The 25,552-nt window shown below is 71.9% G+C and carries 21 protein-coding genes; 10 read left to right on the top strand and 11 right to left on the bottom strand.

What is annotated here, in order from left to right:
- The first annotated feature begins 30 nt into the window (after window positions 1-30).
- From J8403_RS41240 to J8403_RS41230, 3 genes are all read left to right on the top strand, one after another.
- A complete protein-coding gene (locus tag J8403_RS41240) occupies window positions 31-912 on the top strand; it encodes a LysR family transcriptional regulator (protein ID WP_014058080.1) in 882 nt (293 codons plus the stop codon).
- Window positions 913-1,347: 435 nt separating this feature from the next.
- Window positions 1,348-2,283, top strand: a complete 936-nt coding sequence (locus J8403_RS41235; RefSeq protein WP_211127662.1) for a TauD/TfdA dioxygenase family protein — start codon at window positions 1,348-1,350, stop codon at window positions 2,281-2,283.
- Window positions 2,284-2,478: 195 nt separating this feature from the next.
- Window positions 2,479-5,253: an AfsR/SARP family transcriptional regulator gene (locus J8403_RS41230; protein ID WP_211127661.1), complete on the top strand. Its 2,775-nt coding sequence runs from the start codon at window positions 2,479-2,481 to the stop codon at window positions 5,251-5,253.
- A gap of 90 nt (window positions 5,254-5,343) precedes the next feature.
- Here J8403_RS41230 and J8403_RS41225 read toward each other — a convergent pair whose 3' ends face one another.
- The 3 genes from J8403_RS41225 to J8403_RS41215 all read right to left on the bottom strand — a co-directional run bounded on the left by J8403_RS41225 (window position 5,344) and on the right by J8403_RS41215 (window position 7,659).
- Window positions 5,344-6,180: an SAM-dependent methyltransferase gene (locus J8403_RS41225; protein ID WP_211127660.1), complete on the bottom strand. Its 837-nt coding sequence runs from the start codon at window positions 6,178-6,180 to the stop codon at window positions 5,344-5,346.
- 51 nt (window positions 6,181-6,231) lie between these two features.
- On the bottom strand, window positions 6,232-6,555 hold the full coding sequence (locus J8403_RS41220) for a hypothetical protein (RefSeq protein ID WP_078638415.1): 324 nt from the start codon (window positions 6,553-6,555) through the stop codon (window positions 6,232-6,234).
- Window positions 6,556-6,777: 222 nt separating this feature from the next.
- Window positions 6,778-7,659 carry an alpha/beta fold hydrolase gene (locus tag J8403_RS41215; protein ID WP_211127659.1) on the bottom strand — a complete coding sequence of 294 codons (882 nt, stop codon included), beginning with the start codon at window positions 7,657-7,659 and terminating at the stop codon, window positions 6,778-6,780.
- A gap of 154 nt (window positions 7,660-7,813) precedes the next feature.
- On the opposite strand from J8403_RS41215, the gene J8403_RS41210 reads away from it, so the two are divergent.
- Complete coding sequence (locus J8403_RS41210; RefSeq protein ID WP_211127658.1) at window positions 7,814-8,764, top strand: sensor histidine kinase; 951 nt, start codon at window positions 7,814-7,816, stop codon at window positions 8,762-8,764.
- Between the two features lie 235 nt (window positions 8,765-8,999).
- Window positions 9,000-10,469 carry a class II fumarate hydratase gene (locus tag J8403_RS41205; RefSeq protein ID WP_211127657.1) on the top strand — a complete coding sequence of 490 codons (1,470 nt, stop codon included), beginning with the start codon at window positions 9,000-9,002 and terminating at the stop codon, window positions 10,467-10,469.
- Between the two features lie 46 nt (window positions 10,470-10,515).
- Here J8403_RS41205 and J8403_RS41200 read toward each other — a convergent pair whose 3' ends face one another.
- The 3 genes from J8403_RS41200 to J8403_RS41190 are packed head-to-tail and all read right to left on the bottom strand — an operon-like array spanning window position 10,516 to window position 13,025.
- Entirely contained in the window at window positions 10,516-11,247 is a 732-nt protein-coding gene (locus J8403_RS41200) for a polysaccharide deacetylase family protein (protein WP_211127656.1), read from the bottom strand.
- Window positions 11,244-12,200 carry a DMT family transporter gene (locus J8403_RS41195; protein ID WP_211127655.1) on the bottom strand — a complete coding sequence of 319 codons (957 nt, stop codon included), beginning with the start codon at window positions 12,198-12,200 and terminating at the stop codon, window positions 11,244-11,246. The genes J8403_RS41200 and J8403_RS41195 overlap by 4 nt, the downstream gene beginning before the upstream one ends.
- Window positions 12,201-12,206: 6 nt before the next feature.
- The gene (locus J8403_RS41190) at window positions 12,207-13,025 is read right to left on the bottom strand and encodes an SDR family NAD(P)-dependent oxidoreductase (protein ID WP_211127654.1); all 819 of its coding nucleotides are present in this window, start codon (window positions 13,023-13,025) and stop codon (window positions 12,207-12,209) included.
- 135 nt (window positions 13,026-13,160) lie between these two features.
- Between J8403_RS41190 and J8403_RS41185 the strand changes: the two genes are divergently transcribed.
- Entirely contained in the window at window positions 13,161-14,273 is a 1,113-nt protein-coding gene (locus J8403_RS41185) for an MGDG synthase family glycosyltransferase (protein WP_211127653.1), read from the top strand.
- A 69-nt stretch (window positions 14,274-14,342) separates the two neighbouring features.
- Here J8403_RS41185 and J8403_RS41180 read toward each other — a convergent pair whose 3' ends face one another.
- From J8403_RS41180 to J8403_RS41170, 3 genes are all read right to left on the bottom strand, one after another.
- On the bottom strand, window positions 14,343-15,374 hold the full coding sequence (locus tag J8403_RS41180; RefSeq protein WP_211127652.1) for an ABC transporter substrate-binding protein: 1,032 nt from the start codon (window positions 15,372-15,374) through the stop codon (window positions 14,343-14,345).
- A gap of 61 nt (window positions 15,375-15,435) precedes the next feature.
- Entirely contained in the window at window positions 15,436-16,311 is an 876-nt protein-coding gene (locus J8403_RS41175; protein ID WP_211127651.1) for an ABC transporter permease, read from the bottom strand.
- Window positions 16,301-17,116: an ABC transporter ATP-binding protein gene (locus J8403_RS41170; RefSeq protein ID WP_211127650.1), complete on the bottom strand. Its 816-nt coding sequence runs from the start codon at window positions 17,114-17,116 to the stop codon at window positions 16,301-16,303. The genes J8403_RS41175 and J8403_RS41170 overlap by 11 nt, the downstream gene beginning before the upstream one ends.
- Before the next feature lie 241 nt (window positions 17,117-17,357).
- Here J8403_RS41170 and J8403_RS41165 point away from each other — a divergent pair, with 241 nt between their 5' ends.
- Window positions 17,358-19,046 (top strand): ATP-binding protein, encoded by a 1,689-nt coding sequence (locus tag J8403_RS41165; RefSeq protein WP_211127649.1) that lies wholly within the window; start codon window positions 17,358-17,360, stop codon window positions 19,044-19,046.
- Window positions 19,043-19,735, top strand: coding sequence for a response regulator (locus J8403_RS41160; protein ID WP_014058093.1), 693 nt, complete (start codon window positions 19,043-19,045; stop codon window positions 19,733-19,735). The genes J8403_RS41165 and J8403_RS41160 overlap by 4 nt, the downstream gene beginning before the upstream one ends.
- Window positions 19,736-19,743: 8 nt before the next feature.
- Here the strand turns inward: J8403_RS41160 and J8403_RS41155 are convergent, their stop codons facing one another.
- Entirely contained in the window at window positions 19,744-20,565 is an 822-nt protein-coding gene (locus tag J8403_RS41155; protein WP_211127648.1) for a prephenate dehydrogenase, read from the bottom strand.
- A 297-nt stretch (window positions 20,566-20,862) separates the two neighbouring features.
- Between J8403_RS41155 and J8403_RS41150 the strand changes: the two genes are divergently transcribed.
- Entirely contained in the window at window positions 20,863-21,831 is a 969-nt protein-coding gene (locus J8403_RS41150) for a D-2-hydroxyacid dehydrogenase family protein (protein WP_211127647.1), read from the top strand.
- Between the two features lie 278 nt (window positions 21,832-22,109).
- Window positions 22,110-23,162 carry a hypothetical protein gene (locus J8403_RS41145; RefSeq protein WP_246586238.1) on the top strand — a complete coding sequence of 351 codons (1,053 nt, stop codon included), beginning with the start codon at window positions 22,110-22,112 and terminating at the stop codon, window positions 23,160-23,162.
- Window positions 23,163-23,235: 73 nt separating this feature from the next.
- On the opposite strand, the gene J8403_RS41140 is transcribed toward J8403_RS41145, so the two are convergent.
- Window positions 23,236-25,281: a spermine/spermidine synthase domain-containing protein gene (locus J8403_RS41140; protein ID WP_211127645.1), complete on the bottom strand. Its 2,046-nt coding sequence runs from the start codon at window positions 25,279-25,281 to the stop codon at window positions 23,236-23,238.
- Between the last annotated feature and the right edge of the window lie 271 nt (window positions 25,282-25,552).

Raw genomic sequence — 25,552 nt, 5'->3', positions numbered from 1 at the left:
TGGTAAGTCTGGTTGCTAGAATCGTTGGTTATGGAGCTGCGGCAGCTTGAATACTTCGTGGCGGTGGCCGAGGAGCGGAACTTCACCCGGGCCGCGGAGAAGGTGCATGTGGCCCAGCCCGGGGTCAGCGCACAGATCCGCCGGCTGGAGCGCGAGCTGGGCGAGCAGCTGCTGGACCGCTCGGGCCGCTCGGTGCGGCTGACCGAGGCGGGCGCGGCGGTGCTCCCCTACGCACGGGCCGCGCTCGCGGCGGTGGAGGGCGCCCGGCTCGCGGTCGACGAGCTGACCGGGCTGCTGCGCGGCCATGTCGCGGTCGGGACGGTCACCTCGCACAGCGTGGATCTGCCGGGGCTGCTGGCGGAGTTCCACGACGCCCACCCGGCGGTGGAGATCACCCTCACCGAGGCCACCTCGGACGAGCTGCTGGAGGGCCTGCGCACGGGACGGCTCGACGCGGCGATCGTCAGCGTGGGCGCCACGACCCCGGCCGGTGTCGAGCTGGAGGTGATCACGGACCAGCCGATCGTGGCCGCGGTCAGCCCGGGCCATGAGCTCGCCGTGCACTCGGCCATCTCGCTGGACACCCTGCGGGGCCGTGCGCTGATCAGCCTGCCGCGCGGCACCGGGCTGCGCACCCGGATCGACGAGGCGTGCGCGGCCGCCGGTTTCACTCCGCATATCGCCTTCGAGGCCAGCGATCCGGAGGTGCTGGCACAGCTCGCCGAGCGGGGGCTGGGCGCGGCGATCCTGCCCGGTGCGTTCGCCGAGGCGCGGTCGGACCGGCTGCGGTCGGTCCGCATCGACCGGCCGGCCCTGCGCGGGCGGCTGGCCTTCGCCTGGCGGGCGGACGGCCCGAGCGGCCCGGCCGGCCGGGCCCTGGTCGAGCGCGCCCGCACCGCCCTGGCGGGCTGAGCGTCTGCCACGTCGGCCACCTCGGCCCCGTCCGCCACCCCGGCCCCTGACCGCGCGACCGGGTAAGGAGCCATCTCCCCGCACACGCATGGCAGGCCCCATTGACAGTCCACCAGGGCAGATTCCAGAATTGCCGCATGATCAGGCACCGGTTCGACTCGACGGGACACCTTCGCGCCCCGGACCGGACCGGGTGTGAGCGCTCGGGCCTCTAATCGGGACTCTCCGCATCCCGCGGCCAACGCCCCCGCGCCCCCGAGGCCACGCCGGTCATTCCTCTGACGATCGCCGGTCATTCCCCTGTCGATCCGGACATCGTGACGACTGACGATCCGGACATCGCGACGATCCGGACGACGTTCCCGTGGTCCCCCTCGGCACGAGGGCATCTCCCCCCACCTGCCCACTGACCGTTGTCACGCATGAGGAGACGCCATGACCGTCGTCGACACCACACCAGCGACCCTGCGCGAGGCCCCCGTCCCGCCGGACGGGATGTACGAGGGCCGGCGCATCCTGCGGCGCGTGCCCGAGGAGTGGGAGGAGCGTCCGTACGAGCGGTTCGAGGTCGCGCCCCTCGGACGCGTCATCGGGGCCGAGATCCGCGGGCTTGACCTGTCCCGGCCGCTGGAGCCCGCGCTGCGCGAGGACCTGAACCGGGCCCTGCTGGAGTGGAAGGTGCTCTTCTTCCGCGGCCAGCACCTCACCCCGGAGCGGCAGCGCGGATTCGCCCGCCACTGGGGCGAGTTGGAGACCAATCCGCTGCTGGCCGCCGGTACCAGCGAGGATGTCGTCCGCTTCGACAAGGGTTCCGGCGCCACGCCGACCTTCGAGAACATCTGGCACACCGACGTCACCTTCCGCACCCGGCCCGCGCTCGGCGCCGTGCTGCAGTTGCGCGAGGTGCCGCCGGTGGGCGGGGACACCCTGTGGGCGGACATGGCGGCGGCGTACGACAACCTCCCGGCCGAGGTGAAGGACCGCATCGACGGCGCCACCGCCGTCCACGACTTCATCCCCGGCTTCTCCCGCTTCTACGGGCCCGAACGGCTGGCACCGTTCCAGGAGATGTTCCCGCCGGTGGAGCACCCGGTCGTGCGCACCCATCCCGAGACCGGCCGGCGGATGCTCTTCGTCAACACCTCCTTCACCACCCGGATCACCGGGATGGAGCGGGAGGAGAGCGACCGGCTGCTGAGCTTCCTGTGCCGGCAGGCGCATGTCCCGGAGTACCAGGTGCGTTTCCACTGGCAGCCGGGCGACATCGCGTTCTGGGACAACCGCGCCACGCAGCACTACGCGGTCAACGACTACGCCCCGCACCGCAGGGTCGCCGAACGCGTCGCCATCGAGGGCGACCGGCCGTTCTGACCCTGGCCGACGCGACCGGCCGTGCTGACCGCGGCCGACCCACGGTGGCCCCTTGTGCGACGATTTTCGGTCATCCGCGCGGCCCGCACCCGGCGCGGACTCGCTCCGGGCGGATGAAACGATGCACGGCGGCGGCCACATCGGAGGTATAACCGTTGCCAAGTGGTCAGTTGGCGAGCCGAGGGAAGGTGACGGGTGCGATACCGGGTCCTGGGGGCGCTTGAGCTGCGCGACGGCGACGGGTGGACTTCCCTGGGGCCGGCCAAGTGGCGGACGCTGCTCGCGGTGCTGCTGTGCCACGCCAACCAGACCGTCTCCACCGAGCGCCTCCTGGACGAGCTCTGGGGCGAGGACCGGGCGCCCCAGAGCGCCACCAAGCTGCTGCAGACCTATGTCTCCCGGCTCCGCCAGACGCTGGGCGACGAGGCCGGGCGGACCCTGGTCACCGAGAAGCAGGGGTACAAGGCGCAGGGCTACCGACTGACGGTGGAAGCCGCCGAGTTCGACGCCCACCGTTTCGAGCAGCTGGTCGAGGAGGGGCGGCGGAGCCTGGACCGGGAGGCGCCCGAGACCGCGGCGGAGCGGCTGCGCGAGGCGCTGGCGATGTGGCGCGGCGCCCCCTTCGCCGATGTGCCCCCGACCCCCGCGGTGGCGGCGGAGGCCACCCGGCTCGAGGAGTGCCGGCTGCAGGCCGTGGACGCCCGGATCGACGCCGACCTGCGGTGCGGGCGGCATACGGCCGTCCTGGGCGAGCTGGAGGCGCTGACCGCCGAGCATCCGTTCCGTGAGGAGCTGCGCGGCCGGCTGATGCTGGCCCTGTACCGGTCCGGCCGGCAGGCCGACGCCCTGGCCGCCTACCGCGATCTGCACCGGCTGCTGAGTGAGGAGCTCGGGGTCGAGCCGACCCCGCCGCTGCGCGGTCTCCACGAGCGGATCCTCAACGCCGACGCCTCCCTGATGGCGCCGATCGCCCCGGAGGCGGACCGCCCCGCGCCCGCCGCTCCCCGCCAGGCCCCCCGGGGGCCTCGCCAACTGCCGCCCGCCAGCCCCACGTTCACCGGCCGCCATGGCGAGGTCGCGGTGATCCAGGCGCTGATGGACGCGGCCGGGGGCCCGGAGGCGGGAGAGGGCGGGCGGTCCGTGGTGCTCGCGGCCATCGACGGCACCGGCGGGGTCGGCAAGTCGACCCTGGCCATTCACGCCGCGCACCAGCTCGCCGACCGCTTCCCCGACGGCCAGCTCTATGTGGATCTGTACGGGGCGACCGCCGGGCAGTCGGCCCTGGACCCCGGCGAGGTGCTCGGCCGGTTCCTGCGCGCCCTCGGCGTGGACGGCTCGAGCGTGCCGGGCGACACCGACGAGGCGTCCGCGCAGTTCCGTTCGCTGGCGGCGGGCCGGCGGCTGCTGGTGATCCTCGACAACGCCGCGAGTGTGGACCAGGTGCGGCCGCTGATCCCCGCCGGGCCGGGCTGCGCCGCGCTGGTCACCAGCCGGGAGATGCTGACCACTCTTGAGGGCGCCACCCATCTGCATCTGGATGTGCTCCCCCAGGACCAGGCGGTGGCGCTGCTGGAGCGGGTCGTCGGCGCGGAGCGGGTGCGGGCCGAGCCCGCGGAGGCGGCGGAGATCACCCGGCTGTGCGGCGGGCTGCCGCTGGCGCTGCGGATCGCCGGCGCCCGGCTGGCCGCCCGCCCCGCGTGGCCGCTGCGCACCCTCGTGGCCAAGCTGACCGACGCCCGCGGCCGGCTGGACGAGCTGCGCTTCGGCGATCTGGCCGTCCGCATCAGCTTCCAGGTGAGCTACGAGGCGTTCCGGCTCGGCCGGCGCTCCGACGACCTGGACGCGGTCCGCGCCTTCCGGCTGCTCAGCGTGGTGCACGGGCACGACGTGAGCCTGCCGGTGGCCGCCGCGCTGCTGGACCTGCCCGCCGACCGCACCGAGAACGCGCTGGAGCGGCTGGTCGACGCCCAGCTCCTGGAGAGCCGGGACTCCGTCCGCTATCACATGCACGATCTGCTGCGGCTGTTCGCGTCGGAGCAGGCGGAGCAGGAGGAGCCCGAGGCGGAGCGCTCGGCGGCGCTGCAGCGGGCGTTGTCCTGCTACGCGGCCACCGCCCAGCAGGCGGTCACCCTGCTCGACCCGCTCCGCCCCTGGCCCCGGCAGCCCGGCGAGGGTCCGGTGATCCCGCTGACCGGCCAGGACGAGGCCGAGAGCTGGCTGAAGACCGAACTCCCCAATCTGCTGGCCGCCGTCGCCCACGCGGCCGAGCCCGCCCAGCCCGAGCCGATCGCCCGCCTCGGGCTGCGGCTGGCGCGGGCGCTCCAGTGGTTCCTCTTCCCCCGGGCCCACGCCCAGGATCTGCAGACGGTCAACGAGCTGGCCATCGGGACCGCCCGCCGCCTGGGCGACCCGGAGAGCGAGGCATGGGCGCTGGACGGCCTCTCCGCCGCGTACTGGCTGCAGCACAGCTATGACGAGGTGCGGGTCGCGCTGGAGTCGGCGCTGGAGATCTGGCGCGCACTGGGCCACCGGGAGGGCGAGTCGCGCTCCGCCTGTAATCTCGCGGACGCGCTGTGCGAACTGGGCCTGTTCGAGGAGGCCATCACGGTGCAGGAGCGGCAGCTGGCCCTCGCCCGGGAGGCCGGGGATCTGCCGGCCGAGGTGATCGGGCTGGGCAATCTCGGCCGCGCCCACCGGGGCATGGGCCGTCCCGAGGACGCCCTGACCTGTTTCAAGGAGAGCCTGGAGTACGCCCGCCGCACGGGCAACATCCACCATGAGGGCTTCGCCCTCTACGAGATCGGGATCACCTATATGGAACAGGGCAGGTTCGTCGAGGGCCGGGCCCATATGGACCAGGCCCTGCCCGTGTGGCAGCGGCCCGGTACCTACGAGAGCTGGCGCGGGCACACCTGGAGCGGGCTCTTCCCCGCCTGTATGACCCTGCAGATCGGCCCCGGCCCGCGCTGAACCCGGACCGCGCCGAAAGATCGGCCCCGGCCCGCGCTGAGGCGGGATCCGGGGCGAGCGCAGGCACTGGGGGGGGCCGCGGGGGCGAGGTTAGGGCTTGCGGGCCACCCCGCCGTAGGCCCATACCCGGCTCGGGTCGGACTCGGCGCCGATGCCCGGGCGCCAGGAGGGCAGTTGCACCAGGCCGGGGGCGAGCAGGTCGAGGCCGGTGAAGAATTCCATGATCCCGGCATGGTCGCGGGCGACCAGGCTGACGGGGTCCCCGAAGCTGATGATCTCCCATTCCCGGTCGGTGTCGAGGGTGAAGTCACCGGTGGCGTGGGAGAGGACCAGACAACTGCCCGGCGCGGCCCAGTCCATGAGCCGGCGGACGATGCCGACGGGATTCGCCATGTCCTCGATGTAGTCGAGAACGAGCGTCAGCAGGATGGCGACCGGCTGTGCGGGGTCGAGCAGCCGGCGCAGCTCCTCATGGGCCAGGAGGTCGTCGGGCGAGCGGACATCGGCCCTGACCATGGTGGTGCCGGAGACGGAGAGGCGGGCCTGACCGTGGCTGGCCACGATGGGGTCGTTGTCGGCGTAGACCACACGGGCCCGGGGATTCACGCCCTGGGCGATCTCGTGCACATTCGGATTCGCCGGCAATCCCGCGCCGATATCCAGGAATTGGCTGATTCCACTGGCGGCGAGATGACGGACGGCGCGGTGCAGGAATCTCCGATTGGAGAGCGCGGTATCGCGGACTTCCGGTGCGACTCCGAGAAATCGCTGGGCCTGCTCGTAATCGGCGAGGTAATTGTCCTTACCGCCGACCAGATAGTTGTAGACCCTGGCCGGATTCGCCTCGCTGACCGCGAGACGGCCATGGTCGGCGGGCCGCCACGCCCTTGCCCTGAGGAGCCCTATCCCGGGTCCGCTGCTCTTCATCGTGATTCCTTACCCATAGCACTGCCTCGCCTCACCGCGGACGGTCCCGGATCACTGCGGATGCGGAGCCGCGCCCGGACGCCAGGTGACCGTCTTGCTGGGCCCCGGTTCGGCCCAGGCGACCGGATCCCGCGCCCATAGGTGGAAGGGCAGCCCGACATCGGCGGACACCCGGCTGAGCTGCCCCCAGGAGTACGCCCCGGAATGGGTCGCGGTGGCCTGGAGTGCCGCTTCCAGACAGGTGCGAGCGGTGTGTTCGGCCCGGCAGGTGCCGCTCGGGCCGGACCCCTCCACCCCGCCGCAGAGCTGGAAGGTGCTCCAGGCGTAGAGGGGTTCGTCCTCGGTGCGAGGCTGATGCTGCTGGTCGACGTTCACAGGCCCTCTCCAGACGCGTCCCTACCGGGCGGCTGTAGCGATGCGCCCAGCATGGAAGAGGGCGGACCAGCGGCGGTATACCGGCGGTAAAGCGACGGCCGCGGCGGCTCGACCGGGTCCGCCCCGACCGAGATCCCCGCCGCGGCCGTACCGCGTTCCGAGATGGGAAAGACCCTGGTCACACGCCATGTGGCAGCAAGGCGCGCGCCGAGGGCCGCCCGGTCACCCGGCGAGCCAGGCCAGGACCTCCCGATTGATCCGCTCGGGCGCCTCCAGGTGGAGGAAGTGCCCGGTGCCCTCGACCAGTTCCCTGCGCGAGCCCGCCGGGAGGTGGTCCTCGGCCCCCTTGACGACATCGGCGCCGATGCAGCCGTCGTCGGTGCCGTGCAGATAGAGGATGGGGGTCTCCCCGGTGGCCGTGACGGCCTCCTGCTCGGCCGCGTACGCCGCCACATGGCGCGTCGGGTCGAACAGGGCCCGGTAGTAGCCGATCGCGGCGGCGAGATGGGCCGGGTCCCGCAGGCTCTCCTTGACGTGCGCGATGTCCTCGGCGGCGTCCTCGTAGCCGGGCGACCAGTCGCGCCACAGGCCGTCGATCAGGGCCATGTCGTGCGCCGCCGCACCGGCCTCGGCCAGCGGCGTCTGGAACAGGAAGATGTAGAAGGAGCGCTTGAACTGGCCGTAGTCATAGTTGAAGAAGTCGGCCAGCACCCCGCCCAGCGGGGGCACCGACATCGTGACCGCGCGCCGCCAGCGCTCGGGGGCGCTGCCGGTGGCGCCGTACGTGGCGATGGCGCCCCAGTCGTGGCCGATGAGCACGGCGTCACCGTCGCCGCCGAATGCCTCGTGGAGCGCGTTGGCGTCGGCGGCGATCGCACCCGCCTGGTAGGCGCCGTCGGCCGGTATGCCGGAGGGGGCGTAGCCCCTCAGAAAGGGCGCGACGGCGTGGTAGCCCGCGCCCGCGAGCGCGGGAAGCAGATGACGCCAGGAGTGCGCGGTGTCCGGGAAGCCGTGCAAGCAGAGCGCCAATGGGGCGTCGGCCGGGCCCGCTTCGAAATACCCGAAATCAAGTCCATTTGCGTTGATGTTCTTCAGCTCTGTCACGCCCGAGGATGCTAATGCACCGTCAGGATGCCGTCCACGTATGGCCGGAACGGGCTGCGCACCGGGCCGGAGAAGTGGCAGACTGCGCTATACCGTCCGGAAATTCGATGACGCACCTGAAGTGTTTTCGCCGGCCGAGCCCCAGGGAGGCCCGATGACCAGCCCGAGCAGTCCTGTCGCGGACCACCGCGATGCGATGATGCATCGCGGATTCCTCTATCGCGACGAGGACGAAGTCGTCGACGTCTGCGTCCCCTTCCTCCGCGAGGGCCTGGAGGCGGACGACGCCGTGGCCGTCGTCGCCGCCTCCTCCAACATCGACGCGCTGCGGGACGCGCTCGGGCAGGACGCCAAGGCGGTGCAGTTCGAGGAGGCGCTCAGCTGGTACCGGCACCCGGTCAAGACCATCGCCGCCTATGACTCCTTCGTGAAGGCCGAGAAGCCGCGCCGGGTCCGGGTGATCGCCGAACCGGTGTGGCAGGGCCGCACCCCGCTCGAGGTGGTGGAGTGGGCGCGCTACGAGTCGATCGTCAACGCGGCCTTCGCCCACTCCGGCGCCCGCGCGATCTGCTGTTACGACCGGCGGCTGCTGCACCCCGAGATCCTCGCGTACGCGCGCCAGACCCACCCCGAGATCATCGACGGCCATGGGCCGGAGCGCAGCGACGCCTACACCGACCCCGGCCCGTTCAGCGCCACCTGCGACCGGCGTCCCCTGCCGCCCGCCCCGCGCATAGCCGAGTCGATGTCGATCGTCTCGACCGATCTGGACGCCGTGCGCACCTTCGTCGCCGAGCGGGCGAGCCGGCACGGCATGGGCCATGACGCGCTGCGCAACATGGTCGGGGCCGTGAGCGAGGTGTCCACCACCGCGATCCGGCACGGCGAGGCCCCGGCACGGCTGAGCACCTGGATTCATGACGGCGATCTGGTCTGCGAGATCTCCGGGCCCGGCCACTGGTACCCGGACGCGCTGTGGGGCTTCACCCCGCCGGCCGACGCCGAGCCCGGATTCGGGCTGTGGGGCGTGCGCATGCTGTGCGACGTCGTACAGATGCAGGCCGACGCGGACGGCACCCTCATCCGGCTGCGCACCCGTATCTGACGTCGCGTCGCCCGCGGACTTCCGCGGCCGGGCCGCGTAAGGGATGGGAAGCTCGCCCTCCCGGCTTCCCACCGGCTACTGCCTCCCGCCACGGCGCCTGACCTGGCGGGCGCCCGCGGCCACTCCGGTGCCGGATGCGGCCGGGGCGGTGCGGAGCGACACTGGCGGGGAGTGCAACAGCGGTGATGCGGAGTGTGCGTATGGATGGGCTGCCATCCGTCTGGGAGAGCACGCGATGAACACGCCCCACAGGCGCCGGGGCGCCCGAGGCACCCCCAGGGTGCGGGACCTCCCCACCCGCATCGACGCCACCGGCACCCGGCGTGAGACGGACGCGCTGGGGACCGTCGAGGTCCCCGCCGACCGCTACTGGGGCGCCCGGACCCAGCGCGCCCTGGTCCACTTCGCGATCGGTGACGACCGTATGCCCAAGGCGGTCTACCACGCCTACGGCTATGTCAAGAAGGCCGCCGCGCTGGTCAACGGCCGGGAGGGGCGGCTGGCGGGGTGGCAGGCCGATCTGATCGCGCATGTGGCCGACGAAGTGATCTCGGGTGCGCTGGACGACCACTTCCCGCTGTATGTATGGCAGGCCGGGTCCGGCACCCAGACCAATACGAACGTCAACGAGGTCATCAGCAATCGCGCGATCCAGCTGGTCGGCGGCGTCCTCGGCAGCAAGGATCCGGTGCATCCCGACGACCACGTCAATCTGGGCCAGTCCGCCAACGACACCTTTCCCACGGCCATGCACATCGCCGCCGTGCGCATCCTGCACGACCCGCTGCTGCCGCAGGTCAGCCTGCTGCAGGAGGCCATCGCCGCCAAGTCCCGCGCCTGGTACGACGTCGTCAAGACCGGCCGCACCCACCTTCAGGACGCGGTCCCCCTCTCGGTGGGACAGGAGTGGTCCGGCTACGCCGCCCAGCTCTCCGACGCGCTGGAGCGGCTGCGCGCCACCCTGCCGGATCTGTACCAGGTCGCCATCGGCGGCACCGCGGTCGGCACCGGGCTGGGCGCCCCCGAGGGGTTCGGACCGGCGGTGGCCCGGGAGATCGCCGGGGCCACCGGGCATCCGTTCAAGGTGGCGTCCAACTCCTTCGCGGCCCAGAGCGGTGTGGACACCATGGTGGCCGCCTCCGCCGGGCTGCGGGGCCTCGCCGTCCCGCTGATGAAGATCGCCGACGATCTCCGCTGGCTCGCCTCCGGCCCTCGCGGCGGGATCGGGGAGCTCACCCTGCCCGCCAACGAGCCCGGCAGTTCCCTCATGCCCGGCAAGGTCGACCCGACCCAGTGCGAGGTCATGATGATGGTGTGCACCCAGGTGCTCTCCGACGACAGCGCCGTCGCACACGCGGGCACCCGGGGCAACTTCCAGCTCAACGCGGCGCGGCCGCTGGTCATCAGCGATTTCCTGCACTCCGCCCGCATCCTCGCCGACGCCTGCGAGAAGCTGCGGGTGTACTGCGTCGAGGGCATCGAGCTGAACCGCGAGCGGATCGACGAGCATCTCGCCCGCTCGCTGATGCTGGTCACGGCGCTGTCCCCGGAGATCGGCCACGACAAGGCCGGCGAGATCGCCCACAAGGCCGCGGCCGAGGGGACGACCCTGCGCGAGGCGGCCATCGCCAGCGGCCATATCAGCGCCGAGGACTTCGACCGCATCGTGGACCCCCGGAAGATGGCCCGCCTGCGCGACGGCTGACCTCATCGGCGTAACCGTGCTCGGCCGGCGGCCCCACCGGCTGATCTCATCGCCGTATCCCGTGCTCGGCCAGCGGCCCCACCTCCAGACCCGCGGCCCGGCACTCCGCCACCACCCCGGGCAGCGCGGCCAGCGTGGCGCGCCAGCAGCCCGTGGCCGCGGCGCGGTCGGTGTCGTGCAGCAGCACGGTGGCACCGCCGCACAGATCACGCCGTACGGCGGCGAACACCGACCGCGCGGTGGCGTCCGCGGACCAGTCGCGCCCCCAGGCCGACCAGAGGACGGGGGTGAGCCCGGCCCGTGCCGCCGCCAGCCAGCGGCCGCCGGTGAGGATGCCGTACGGCGGCCGGTACCACAGCGGTTCCTCGCCGGTGGCCAGCCGTATCGCGCGGGCGGCACGGGCGACCTCCGTGACGTCCCGGGACACCGTGGGCAGCCAGGGGCGGCTGTGGGTCCAGCCGTGGACGGCCAGCTCATGGCCCCGGCGCACGATCTCCAGCGTGGTGTGCGGGAAGCGCGTCACCCCGTCCCCCAGGACGAAGAAGGTGGCGCGGGCGCCCAGCTCGTCCAGCACCCGGAGGAAGCGCGGGGTGGTGCGCGGATCGGGTCCGTCGTCGAAGGTGAGCGCCACATGGTCGGACCGTCCGCGGCCCGCCAGGGCGGGGAACAGGGCGCGCCGGGGCCCGGGCAGCCAGGTGCCGGCCGGGGCGATATGCGCGGCCGCCGCCAGCAGCGCCGCGTTGCGCACCAGGACACCGGAGCGGTGGCGCGCGCTCATGGTGTGCTCTCACCGCCGTCCGGGTTCCTCGGCCGTCCGGGGTGCGGTGTCCCGGACTGCCGTGACGGCTCGGGGACGGCCTGGTCCCAGCCGCCGCACATGGCGGGCGAGCGGGTCAGCCCCACGATGCCGGCCGCCATCAGCAGGATGCCGGCCACCTCGGGCACGATGCGCAGCCCCAGCTCGACGCGCTCGCCGAACAGCACCCAGCCCAGCGCGATGCTGACCAGGGCGTCGCCGAGGGTGAGCGCGGGCTGCGAGGCGGCCAGGGTGCCCGCGCGCAGGGTGCTCTGCAGCAGCAGGAAACTCAGCAGCCCTACGACGCACACCGCGTACAGCGGCCAGTCGGTGAACACCGCCACCACCCCGCCGGAGAACCGCCCGGTCAACTCCTTGATCAGCGCCGCCGTGCAGGCGAAACAGGCGGCGGTGGCGCTTCCGAGGGCGACGGCGCGCGGGGGCCCGCGCAGCGCATGGGCCCCCGCGATCAGGGCGCCCACGGCGATGGCCACCACCACGCCCACGGGCAGCCACTCGCCGTTCTGCGCCGTGGTCTGACCATGAGAGGGATCGGCCGCCACCAGGAAGAGCGCGAGCCCGGCGGCCAGCATCACGAACGACAGCCAGGTCCGGCCGTCCGGGCGGTGGCGGAAGACCAGACTGCCGACCACCAGGGTGAACAGCAGCTCGCTGACCAGCAGCGGCTGGACCACCGAGAGCCGGCCGACCGCCAGCGCGCCCACCTGCGCCGCCGCCGACACCATCATCGCGGCCAGCCCGGCCAGCCAGTACCGGCGGCGCAGCAGACGCGCCAGCCGCAGCAGGTTCCGCTTCGGCCCCGGGGCGCCCCGCTCCTCCCGGACCTGGTCCATCGCGGCCCGCCGCTGCAGTACCGAGGCCATGCCGTTGCCCAGGGCGGACAGCAGGGCCAGCAACACCGCCAGGACGCTCACCGGGGGTCACCCGAAGCGTGCGGCCAACCGGTGATACAGGCCGGGGGCCACGGCGCGGGCCACCGCGGGCAGCCGCATCCAGGCCGGTACGTACACCTCGTCACGCCCGCGCTCGACGGCGTCCCAGACCGCGTCGGCGACCCGCTCGGGCGGCAGCGGACGGGGCAGCCGGCGGGCGTAGGGGGCGCCGCGCCGGGCGAAGAACGGGGTGTCCACCACCCCGGGGACCACATGGGTGACACGTACCCCGGCCCGCCTCAGCTCGTAGCGCAGTGCGTCGGCGAAGACGCCGAGCGCCGCCTTGGCCGCGGAGTACACCGCCTCGCCGCGCACCCCGACGGTCCCGGCCACCGAGCCGATCAGCACGATGTGTCCCCGTCGCTCGGCCTCCATCCGGGGGACGACCATGCGCACCAGGCGCATCGCGGCGAGCAGATCGACGCGGACCACCTGGTCGATGGTGGCGGGCGGCATGGTGGCGAACGGACCGGCCCAGCCCACGCCCGCCCCCGCCACCAGCAGATCCACCCGTCCGGCGGCACGCAGGGCATCCTGGACGAGCGCCTCCGGGCCCTCCGGCGCGGCCAGGTCGACGGGGAAGGCGAGGGCCGATGTCCTGGCGGCCACGCGGTCGAGCCGTTCCCGGTGGCGGCCGCTGACCAGCAGCCGCCAGCCGCCCTCGGTCGCGATCCGGTCGGCGATGGCGGCACCGATGCCCGAGGAGGCACCGGTCACCAGCGCGACCCTGGTCCCGGTGGGGTCGGCGCATCCGGTGTCCCGCACGTGGCCGCGATCGAGGGGTGCGTCCGGGAGGGGGCGGATCATGACATCTCCCTGTCTCGCCGCCGACCGGCCGCTGGCCCTGGGTCACCGGCCGTCGAGCGCGCGGTTTGACGGCGTGCGGAGCGGATACCTCCAGTGAGCCATGAGGAGCCGCGCCTCGCACCATCGGAGGTGGTCATGCACCAGCCGTCGGCACGTTTTCTCGTTGTGAGCGCCGGGATGGGGGCCGGACACGACGCGGTCGCCGCCGAGCTGGTACGCAGGCTGGAGGAGCTGGGCCAGGGGGCCGGCCGGGCGGATGTGCTGGAGTTGCTGCCGCATGGGATCGGGGCCGGGCTGCGTTCGTTCTATCGGACGACCATCCGCCGTGCCCCGGTGGTGTACGAGGGCATCTACCGAGCGTTCTTCCGCCCCGGCAGGGGCCCCCGGCCGGGCAGTGCCCCGCTGGCGGCACTGGCCGAGGACCGGCTGCTGGACCTGGTGGAGCGGGAGCGGCCGGACGTGGTCGTCCCGGTGTTCCATCTGGCCGCGCAGCTGACCGGCAGGCTCCGGGTGCGCGGGGCCCTGAACATGCCCAGCGCGGTCGTGGTGACCGATTTCGCGGTGCACCGCCAGTGGCTGCACCCGGGCAACGATCTGCATCTGTGTGTCACCCCGGAGGCCGCGGACACGGTGCGCCGGGCGCTGGGCCGTCCGTCGGTGGCCACCGGACCGGTGGTGGCATCGCGCTTCTTCGCCCCGGCGCCGGGCGCGTCCCGGTGGCGGCGGCATTTGAGTGCGCTCGCGCCCGGGAGGCCGCCGGTGCTGGTGTCCGTGGGGGCGTGGGGCGCCGGGACACGGGTGGTGGACACGGCGCGGCTGGTGTCCGGGGCGGGGTATCTGCCGGTGGTGCTGTGCGGCCGGGACGAACGGCTGCGCGCCGAGCTGTCGCGCCGGCCGGAGGTGGCGGCCTTCGGCTGGGAGCGGGACATGCCCGGTCTGCTGGCCGCCGTACGGGCCGTGGTGGACAACGCGGCCGGTCAGACCGCGCTGGAGGCGCTGGCCACCGGGGTGCCCGTGATCGGCTACCGCCCCATCCCGGGCCATGGCCGCGAGGGCGTCCGGCGGATGGCGGTGCTGGGGCTCTCGGACCATGCGCGGGACTCGTGGGAGCTGGTGCGGCTGCTCGACGCGCTCACCGAGCCCTCCGTACGGCGGGAGCGCCGTATCGCCGCGGGCCGCCGGCTGTTCGCCGACGACGCCGCCGTCCGGCTGACCGGGGCGGTCGCGCGGACGGCGGCGTCGGGCTGAGCCCGTCGAGGGCTGGGCCACTCGAAGGACCCCACCGGGTTTCGGCCCTCGGCTTCGGCCCTCGGGGCGCTAGCCCGCCTTCTTGACGAACTCGGTGGTGTAGGTCTTCTTCAGGTCCACCGTGGCGTTCTTCAGGTTGGGGTTGAACGCCTTGAGGACGCGCTCGACCGTCGCCGGGCCGTCCGCCGGCATGACCCCGTCCTTGGTGAACATCGGCAGGGTGCTCTTGATGGCCTCCGCGTAGAGCTTCGCGCCGCCCTGCGCGTAGTCGCTCGGCATCTTGGTGGCGATGTCCTCGGCCGAGTGGGTGGACATCCACTTCAGGGTTTTCACGAAGGCGTTGGCCAGCTTCTGCACCGTGTCCTTGTGGCCGTTCACCCAGTCGGTGTTCATGTAGAGCGAGGAGGAGGGGTACAGGCCGCCGAGTGCCTGCTTGGATCCCTCGGGTGTGCGCATGTCGATCAGGACCTTGCCGATCTTCTGGTCCACGATCTGGGCGACCGTGGGATCGGTCGTCATACCGCCCTGGATGGAGCCCTGCTTGAGGGCCGAGATGAAGGTCTGGCCCGCGCCGACCGCCACCGGGGTGAACTCGCTGGTCTTCACGCCGCTGTCGACCGCGAGGTACTTGGTCAGGAAGTCCGTGGAGGAGCCCAGCCCGGTGACACCGAGCTTCTTGCCCTTGAAGTCCTTGGGGGATGCCATCTCCCCCGCCGCCTTGTTGGACACCACCTCGACCTCACCGGGGGCCTGGGCGAGCTGGACGACGGACTCCACCTGCTTGCCCTTGACCTGCAGATCGAGGGTGTGGTCGTAGAAGCCGACGACACCCTGGACATCGCCCGCGACCAGCGAGGTGGTGGCCTGCACCCCGGCCGGCTCGGTGAGCAGCTGGACCTTGAGGCCCTCCGCCTTGAAGTAGCCGAGCCGCTGGGTGAGCATCGCGGGCATGTAGATGACCTTGTCCAGGCCACCCACCATGATCTTGACGTTGCCGTTCTCGCCGCCGGAGGCGCTGGAGTCACCGCCGCAGGCGGTGAGGGTGGTCAGAGCGAGCGCCGCGGCGACCGCGGCCGCGGAGAACTTGGCACAGCTGCGCATGGGGTCACGTCCTTGTGAACGGTGATGAGCGGGGATGAGCGGGGAGGAAGAAGGCGGGGGCTCAGCGGTCTTCGCCGGGCTGGGCGGGCTTCCAGCGGAAGAGCCGCTTCTCCAGGAAGGTCAGCAGCCCCTCGGCGAGCAGGGCCACCACGGCGAGGATCACCATGGCGGCGTACACACCGGCGGCGTTGAAGGTGCCCTGCGAGGAGGACACCAGCAGGCCGAGCCCCTTGGTGGCGCCGATGTACTCGCCGACGATGGCGCCGATGAGGGCGAAGCCGAAGCTGACGTGGAGGCTGGTGAAGATCCACGAGGTGGCGGAGGGAATCACCACCTGGAGGGTGACCTGGCGGTTGCTCGCGCCGAGGATCCGCGAGTTGGCCACCAGGTTGCGGTCGACCTCCCGGGCGCCCTGGAAGGCGTTGAAGAAGACGGGGAAGAAGACCAGGACGACGGCCGAGGCGACCTTCGAGGCCGGGCCGAGCCCGAACCAGATCAGGAAGATGGGTGCGAGGACGATCCGCGGCAGCGCGTTGAGCACCTTGATGTACGGGCCGAGCACATCGGCGAGGAAGGCGACCCGGCCGAACGCGATCCCCAGGACCACACCGGCCACCACGCCGATGCCCCAGCCGAGGAGCGCCTCGTAGAGCGTGTACCAGATCTGTTCCCACAGCGAGCCCTGCGCGGTGCCGTGCAGCGCCCACTGCTGGAGCTGGTCCCAGATCTTGGAGGGCATCGAGAAGTTGAAGGGGTCGATGACGGCGGCGCGGGCCAGCCATTCCCACAGCCCGATGACGCCGAGGAGCACCAGGGCGCGGCTGGTCTGGACGAGGATCGCGCGGTTGCGGGCGGCGCGTGCCCGGGCCTTGGTGCGCGTGCCGGGTGTCTTGTCGAGGGCGGGGGCGGCCGTGGCGGAGATGGTCTCAGGCATCATCGACGGCACCCCTCTCACGGGTGATGCGGACCTCTTCGCCGAGCGAGGACCAGATCTCCCGGTAGATCTCCACGAACCGCGGCTCCAGCCGCACCGACTCGACCTTGCGGGGCCGGGGCAGATCGATCTCGAAGACCTCCTTGACGGTGGCCGGTCCGGCCGTCATCACGACGACCTTGTCGGCCAGGGCGATGGACTCCTCCAGGTCGTGGGTGACGAAGACGACGCAGGCGCCGGTCCCCGCCCACAGCTCCAGCAGTTCGTCCGACATCAGCGCGCGGGTCTGCACATCGAGCGCCGAGAACGGCTCGTCCATGAGCAGGATCTCGGGGTCGTTGACGAAGGTCGACGCGAGCGCCACGCGCTTGCGCTGACCGCCCGACAGTTGATGCGGATAGCGGTCCTCGAAGGAGGAGAGGCCGACCCGGGCCAGCCACTCACGGGCCCGCTCCTTCGCCTCCGGCTTGGGCACACCGCGAAACCGCGGGCCGGCCATCACATTCGACAGCACGCTGCGCCAGGGGAACACCGCGTCCTGCTGGAAGACGAAGCCGACGTTGGAGGCGATGCCGCGGACCGGCTCACCGGCCACCAGCACCTCGCCCTCGGTGGGCTCCTCCAACCCGCTGACCAGCGTCAGTGTCGTGGACTTTCCGCAACCGGTGGGCCCGACGACGGCGACGAACTCACCGTGCCCAACCGTCAGGTCGAGATCCCTGACCGCGGTGTGGAGGGCCCCGGACGGTGTCCGGAACGCCTTGCTCGTTCCCCGCAGCTCGATGGCGGGGCTGGTGTGGCTGCTCATGGCCGGGAGGCTAGAAGTGACCCGGGCCACAGCGGCAGTCTTCTGGGCACAACCCGCCGTTGCGCCCACAAACCGCGTTCTGCTCGTTTTGCTCGCGCCCCGGCAACGAAAACGCCACGGAGACTGGGCATACGCCCCGGGCGCCCTTACGGTGCGTTCACAGCACCACAAACGGACGAAGTACTACCGCTCGCACATGGGACCACACGGGATGGGCGAGACGGGAGACAGGGGGCCCATCATGCGCATCCGATGGCCCCGGCGTGTCTCCGGCCAGGTTCTCGCCGCGCAGCTGTCCATCACCGCCGGGGTGATGGTGCTGGCGACCGCGCTGTTCCTGGCCCCGCTCAGCTCCGAGATCGACAACCAGGCGATGCACCAGGCGCTCGCCATCGCCCAGACCACCGCGGCCGATCCGGACATCGCGCGGGACCTCACCGCCACCGAGCCCACCCCCTCGGGTCCGGTGCAGCGGGCGGCCGAACGGATCCGCCGGGCCACCGGGGCGCTGTACATCGTGGTGATGGACCCCCGGGGGGTGCGCTGGTCGCACACCACCACCGCCCGGATCGGCGAACACGTCTCCACCGATCCGGGCGAGGCGCTCTCGGGCCGGGAGGTGCTGCAGATCGACGTGGGCACGCTCGGCCGCTCGGCCCGCGCCAAGGTGCCGCTGCGCTCCCGGGACGGACGGATCGTCGGGGCGGTGTCGGTGGGCATCGGCTACGGCAGTGTGCGCGACCAACTGCTGGCGGCGGTGCCCCGGCTGCTGCTGTACGCGGGGGCGGCGCTCGGGGTGGGTGTCCTGGCGGCGATCGCGGTCTCGCGCCAACTGCGCCGCCGTACCCACGGTGTCGCGTTCGCCGACATCTCGGCGCTGCTGGACGAGCGGGAGGCGATGCTGCACGGCATCCGCGAAGGGGTCGTGGCCTTCGACCGGCAGGGCCGGATCCGCCTGATCAACGACGAGGCCGGGCGGCTGCTCGGGATCCGCCCGGACGCCACCGGCCGCACCCTGGAGGAGTCACTGCCACCGGGCCGTACCACCGATGTGCTGGCGGGGCGGGTGGACGGGGCGGATCTGCTGACGGTCAGCGGCGCCCGGGTGCTGGTGGCCAACCGCATGCCGACCGAGGACGGCGGGGCGGTGGCGACCCTGCGCGACCGCACCGAGCTGGAGTTGCTGGGCCGTGAGCTGGACAGCACCCGCGGGCTGCTGGACGCGCTGCGCGCTCAGGACCACGAACACGCCAACCGGCTGCACACCCTGCTGGGGCTGCTGGAGCTGGGACTGCACGAACGCGCGGCACAGTTCGTGGCCGAGCTCACCAACGCCCGGCGTGCCTCGGCCGAGCAGATCTCCGAACGGGTGCACGATCCGCTGCTGTCGGCGCTGCTGGTCGGCAAGTCGGCCATCGTGGCCGAGCGCGGAGTGGCCCTGCGCATCTCGCCCGCGACGCTGCTGCCCGGGCGGGTGGTCGATCCGCGCGACCTGGTGACCGTGCTCGGCAACCTCATCGACAACGCGCTGGACGCGGTGGCCTCACGCCCCTCCCCCGCCCCGTTCATCGAGGTCGAGTTGAGGGCCGAGGGCACCACCGCCGTACTGCGGGTGAGCGACACCGGTCCGGGGGTGCCACCGGGGATGCGCGAACACATCTTCACCGAGGGCTGGTCCACCAAACGGCCCGCCCGCACCGGCTCCCCGGACGCCGGGCCCGACGCCCACGAGGGGCCCGCCACGGTATCGCCGCGCGGCCGTGGCATCGGACTCGCGCTGGTACGGCGGCTGGCCGAGCGGTACGGAGGCATGGCCCGGGTCACCGCCCGGGCGGGTGGCGGGGCGGTGTTCACCGTCGTCCTGCCCGAGGCCCTCACCGGGGACGACACACCCACTCATGAGTTCACCGCAGCAGGAGAGTCACGATGATCGACGTTCTTGTCGTGGACGACGACTTCCACGTCGCCGAGATCAACGCCGCGTATGTGGCCCAGGTGCCCGGCTACCGGGTCACCGCCCGCGCCCACACCGCCGCCCAGGCCCTCGCGACCCTCGAACGCACCCCGGTCGACCTCGTCCTGCTCGACCACTATCTGCCGGACGAGACCGGGCTGACCCTGGTGCGGCGGATGCGCCAGCTCGGCCACCACGCCGACGTCATCATGGTGACGGCCGCCTGCGATGTGGCCACCGTCCAGGCCGCCATGCGCCATGGCGCACTGCAGTACCTGGTCAAGCCGTTCAGCTTCGCCGGGCTACGGGCCAAGCTGGACGGCTACGCGGGGCTGCGCCGCACCCTCGAGGGCGTCGGCGGGCGCGGCGAGACCGGCCAGGAGAGGGTGGACCGGATCTTCGGCGCCTTCGCAGCCGCCGACACTTCCGGCCCCGCCCTCCCCAAAGGCCACTCCGCACCCACCGTCGACCTCATACGGCGGGTCCTGGACCAGGCCGACCAGCCGCTCTCCGCCCACGAAGTGGCGGAGCGCACCGGCATCAGCCGCTCCACGGCCCAGCGCTATCTGAAGTACCTCGAACATGCGGGCCGCATCAGCCTCACCCTCAAGTACGGGGACACCGGCCGTCCCGAACACCGCTACACATGGGTGGCGGTGAACTGACGGCACCCTCAGCTGGTGGCCGAGGCCTCGTACAGGCCACGGCCGGAACGCTGGGCCCGGTCCGAGGAGCGCAGCCGCTCGAGGGTGTTGCGCACCGAGTTCACATTGGTGCGGGTCTCCTCGCGGCCCAGGGCGTCGTTGACCTCGGAGGCCCGCATGGGACGGCCGGCCTTGCGCAGCGCGGCCAGCACGCTGTCGGCGAGCCCCGTGGAGCGCTCGGAGGTGGTGGCCGTCTCCTTGGTGGCCTTCTCCGCGGGCTTCTCGGCGGCGGCCTTGGTGGCCTTGGCGGGCTTCGCGGTGGCCTTCGCGGTGGCCTTGGTGGTGGCCTTCACCGTGGCCTTGGTGGCCTTGGGAGCCTTCGTCGCGGCCTTCGCGGCGGTCTTCTTGGCGGCGGCGGTCTTCTTGCCCGCCGTCTTGGTGGCCCGCCCGGTGGCCGGCGCCTTGGCCGCCTTGCCCCTGCTGCGCTGACGGCCGATGGCCGCCTTGCGCGTGGCGGCGGAGGTACGGCCGGTGGAGGCCGTGTCCTCGGCGGTCTCCGGCTCGGTCTCGGCGGTGGCCTCGGTGGCCGGCTCCGCGGCCGGCTCGGCCGGGGTGGCCTCGGCCACGGGCTTCGCCACCGCCACCGGGGCGCCGTCCACGACCTGCTCGGAGGCCGTGGCGATGGAGAGCGTCTGCAGGCTGCTCAGGGCAGTGCTGACCGCCTCCAGCCGCTTGGTGACGGCCTCCAAATCACCCTTGAGTGCCTCCTGTTGCTTCTGCAGTTGGGGGAGCTCGGCCTCCAGTACCTCAATGGTCGAACCCACACTGCTGTCCGCGCTCAACGCGTTCACTTCACTTCGTCCCCTTTCTGGGCGTCTGCGCCCATCGCAGCTGTGATTATGCCTGCTGTTCAGACGGTGCGGTGCCCTGTGTGCCACTACGCAAAACAACCACACGTGTCTCAGCACCCCTTGAGAAGCCAACTTTCGGTGAAAACACACGCCAGTCACACCGCGATCCCACGACCGATGTCATCCGGAAGGGTGGCGCCGCAAACGCGGTGACGACGTGTCAGGCCCCGGTTTTCGGGGTGGCTTCACACGGGTGGTAGAAACACCGTACCCGTCCGAGGAAACAGAGGTAGTCCCATGAAGCTGCGCTGCGCCGTGCTCGACGACTATCAGGACGTGGCGCTGTCGGCGGCCGATTGGTCCGGTGTGCTCGACGCGGTGGACGTGGTGCCGGTCCATGAGCACCTCGCCGGTGAGGACGCGGTGGCCGAGGCGATCTGGGACTGCGAGATCGTGGTCATCATGCGGGAGCGCACGCCCTTTCCCGCATCGCTGTTCGCCCGGCTGCCCCGGCTGAAGCTGCTGGTGACCACGGGGATGCGCAACGCGTCGGTCGACCTGGAGGCCGCCGCCAGCCACGGCGTCACCGTATGCGGCACCGGCGGCGGCTCGGAACCGACCACCGAGCTCACCTGGGCGCTGATCCTGGGACTCGCCCGCCATGTGGTGCCGGAGAACACGGCGCTGCGGGACGGCGGGCCGTGGCAGAGCACCGTCGGCACCGATCTGCACGGCCGCCGCCTGGGGTTGCTGGGTCTGGGGCGGATCGGCACCCAGGTGGCGCGGGTCGGCCGGGCCTTCGGCATGGAGGTGGCCGCCTGGAGCGAGAATCTCACGGCCGAGCGCGCGGAGGCGGAGGGGGTGCGGCCGGCCGGCTCCAAGGAGGAGTTGCTGGAGACCAGCGACATCGTCTCGGTGCATCTGGTGCTCAGCGACCGCACCCGGGGGCTGCTGGGCGCGGCGGAGCTGAGGCGGATGCGCCCCACGGCGCTTCTGGTGAACACCTCCCGCGCGGCGATCGTGGACCAGGCGGCACTCGCGGAGGCGCTGCGGGACGGCTGGATCGCGGGCGCGGGGGTCGATGTGTTCGAACGGGAGCCACTGCCGCCGGGCGACCCGTTCCGTACCCTGCCGAATCTGCTGGCCACCCCGCACCTCGGTTATGTCACCCGGGGCAACTACGAGCGGTTCTACGGCGATGTGGTGGAGGACATCCGCGCCTACCTGGACGGGGCGCCGATCCGCCGACTGAACCCGCCCGCCTGACCGGCCAGGGGTCTCAAGAGGTTCCATTTCAGGGCGCGTTGAGCCCATCGGGGGCCCGGCCGCCCTCGTTCGCACCTTCTCGCACCCAGCCACCGATCGTCTTCCCGGACTGAAAGCGACGCATGCCCTCCGCCCGGTGGACACTATTCCGTTTCGCCTTCGTCATACCGGACAGGCTGCCTGGCACGGACAACCCATCGGCCCGCACAACAGACCGGTGCCCGGTCCACCGACCCGGCACCGCGGACGGAGGGAACGTGGCTCACAGCACACCCGGAATGCCGGCAACCGACAGGGCATCGGCCGGGCAGGACGCCCTGCGGCACGGCGACGGCGGCGGAGGATCGGGGACACCGCCACCGACCCGGCGCGGCATGCTCTCGGTGGCCGCGGCGGCCGGGATCGGCCTGCTCGCCGGCTGCGGCGAGGAGTCGGCCGGTTCGTCCTCCGGAGCGGGCCCGCAGGGCTCCGGCAAGACGAAGCACTCCCCGTCCGCCACTCCATCGAAGAGTTCCCCCTCCCCCACCCCGAAACCGCGGCCCGAGCTGCCCCGGGGCGGCCGGGAGCTGTCCCGCTACCGCCTGGTGGGCTACTGCGGACTGCCCGGGGCGGCCGCGCTCGGCCGGCTCGGCATGGGGGACCTCGACGACCAGGTGCGCCAGATCGAGAAGACCGCCCGCGCCTACGCCGCGGACCGCGAACCGCAGCCGGTGCTCGAACTCCTCGCGACCGTCGCCAACAGCAGCGCGGGCCCCGACGGCACCTACCGCTCACGCACCTCCCCCGACACGATCCGCCGCTTCCACGACGCGGCCAAGCGCCACCGCGCCCTGCTGCTGCTGAACATCCAGCCGGGCCGGGCGTCGGTCCTCGGCGAGGTCAAGGCGTTGCGCGAATGGCTGGTCCATCCCGATGTCGGCATAGCCCTGGACCCGGAGTGGGAGATGGGCCCGGGCGAGGTGCCGGGGAACACCTACGGCCACACCAGCGGCAAGGAGCTCACCGATGTGGCCCGCTATCTCTCCGGGATCATCGACGAACACGATCTGCCGCAGAAGCCGCTCGTCTTCCACCAGGTGGCCGTGTCCGTCGTCAGCGACCAGTCCGCGCTGCGCCCGCAGCCCGGTGTGGTGGTCATCAAGAGCGCGGACGGCATCGGATCGCCGGGCATGAAGCGGGACACCTGGCGGCAGTTGGTCAGGAACCAGCCCGAGGGCGTGCGCACCGGCTTCAAGCTCTTCTACGAGGAGGACACCGAGGGGAGCCGGCTGATGACCCCGGAAGAGGTGCTGGCCCTGCGGCCACGCCCGGATTACGTCATGTTCGAGTGAGAGCGGCGGCGCGCGCCACCAACGCGGCCGCCCCCGGCCGGAAGGCGGCCGGGGGCGGCGGGGGGAGGGGCGCTCAGGGGCGTGGCGCCGTTTGCACCGTGAGTGGTTCATGGCTGGTGACATCGCCGGAGCCGCGGCGGGTGAAGCGCATGGCGACACAGGCACCCGCGTACAGCACCGCCACGACCAGCAGCAGCGCCTGATAGCCCGTGAGCAGGGCCAGATACTCCAGGGTGCCGCCGAACAGGGAGCCCAGCAGATTGGCGCCGAAGGCCGCCGTGGGGTCGGAGGCCGCCGCCAGCCGGTCGGAGAAGATGAGGTTGGCACAGAAGATGGGGGCGAAGGCCAGCGCGATCGCGGCGGCCAGCCGGGGGGCGAAGGGCAGTCCCAGCACCAGATGGGACGGGATCAGCCAGGCGATCGCGAGACTGGCGAAGAGCATCAGCTGCAGCACGAGCTGATTGACCCGGCGCAGCCTGCGCCGCACCTCCACCGCGCACAGCACGGCGACCAGCACCCCCGCGAAGACCATGGCGTTGACCAGCCAGGTGGTGCCGAAGTAGAGGGCGAAGCCGATCACGTTCTTGGTCTCCAGCAGCATGAACGCCGCACCGAGCAGGAACATGTCCACGTAACGGGCGGTGCGCCGCAGCCGGACCCCGGTCAGCCGTACCGACACCAGGGTCACCAGCAGGATCGCCCCCAGGACCCCGATGTAGAGGGTGGGGATGGTGCGGTGCAGCAGATACGGGAACGGATGGTCGTCGCTGGCGGCCGAGGGCACCGGGCCCGAGGGGCGCCAGGCGGAGGCGGTGCAGGACTGGTCGCTGGAGGTGACACCGGCCACCAGGATGGCCGCCTTCTTGCCTCCGTAGTGGGTGATGCAGGGGGCGTGTCCGAAGACGGAGGTGAGTGTGGAGCCGAACCGGTCGATGAGCCAGTTCTGCCGGTAGTAGTTGTACATGGCGAACGCGCCGCCGGGGGCGAGGTGGCGGTGTGCCGCCTCGAATGCCTGCCGGGTGAACAGATAGCTCTCCAGGCGCAGGTTGCTGGCGCCCGACACCAGGGTCAGGGAGTCCGGCAGGGCGAGGACGACCAGGTCGTAGCGGGTCTTGGTGCGTTCGAGGAAGGCCCGGCCGTCGTTGATGTGCACGTGCACCCGGGGGTTGGCGTAGGGCCGGGCCGGATGCAGTGACGCACCGATCTCCTGCAGCCGGGGGTCGATCTCCACGGCGTCCACCCGCTGGGCACCGTGGGCGAGCGCCATCGCCACGTCGTTGCCGTTGCCGGCGCCGATGACCAGCACCCGGCGGTGGGAGTTCCGCGGGGTCTCGCGGTAGGGCTGCTCGTACGGGGAGCCGGGTCGTCCGAGCACCTTCAGCGGGGCGATGGACTGGTGCGGTACGCCATTGGCGGAGATCTTGTAGTCCCGGCTGCCGGTGGTCGGCCTGGTCACCTCGATCTTGTAGTACGGGGACCAGGAGATGCCGCTGGCCGCCGTCTCCAGCGCCAGGACGGCCACCATCAAGGCGAGCGGGACCGCGTACCGGATGCTGTTGCGGAAGCCGCCCAGGGTCAGCAGGGCCACCGCGGCGAGCACGCCCCACACCACCGACGGTGCGCGCAGCCAGGAGAGCAGCGCGAAAGACACCGAGCCGGTGAGCGAGCCCAGCAGGTCGTAGCGGTAGGCCTCCAGCGAGGGCAGCTGACGGAACTGATCGGCCGTCATCTTCCCGATCGCCATCATGATCAGCGCGGTCAGTCCGAAGAGCACCGGCAGGGTCACCCACTGGGGCAGACCGGTGGTCTTCACGGCGGTGAAGTAGATGACCTCGCCGCTGGTCTGCCGCACCTGCACGGGGAACTCGCGTACCAGGACGACGAGAACGGCGAGCGGGATGGGCGCCCAGCGGGTGAGCCACTGCCCACGCCCGGCGGGCATGAGGAATCCCAGGCCGATCCCGAGGAACGAGCCCAAGAGGATGAAGTTCGAGAAATAGCTCAGATGGACGATATTGGCGCCGGTCCACCGGATCAGCGCGAGCTCGACGAAGAGCATGGTGGCGCTGGCCAGCAGCAGCCTCGCGCGCACGTTTTGCGGTCCTGGGCTGTGCTCCATGTCGGCCACGCTGTCATCCGGAACGGGGCAGGTCGAGCACCCACACGGCCCGTGCCGTCGGCTGGATGGCGGGCGTCCGGAGCGCCGGGAAGCGGCCCCGGCCACGTGTCTTCCGTCCGCGCGAGGCCTCGCCACCTCGCCACCGCCCAGCCCGTTCGCGCAGGTCAGCCGCGTGGCTTGGGGTGCGGTGCACCGGCCGCGCGACGTGTGGTGGCCACGCCGCGGCGCGCGGCACGGGCCCGCTGCCCGGGTCACCGCCGTACGGCGTTCG

This window comes from Streptomyces yatensis, from assembly GCF_018069625.1.
GTDB classification, from domain to species: Bacteria; Actinomycetota; Actinomycetes; order Streptomycetales; family Streptomycetaceae; genus Streptomyces; species Streptomyces yatensis.
Note: the sequence above shows the minus strand (reverse complement) of the source record. Positions and strands in the feature narration are given on the sequence as shown.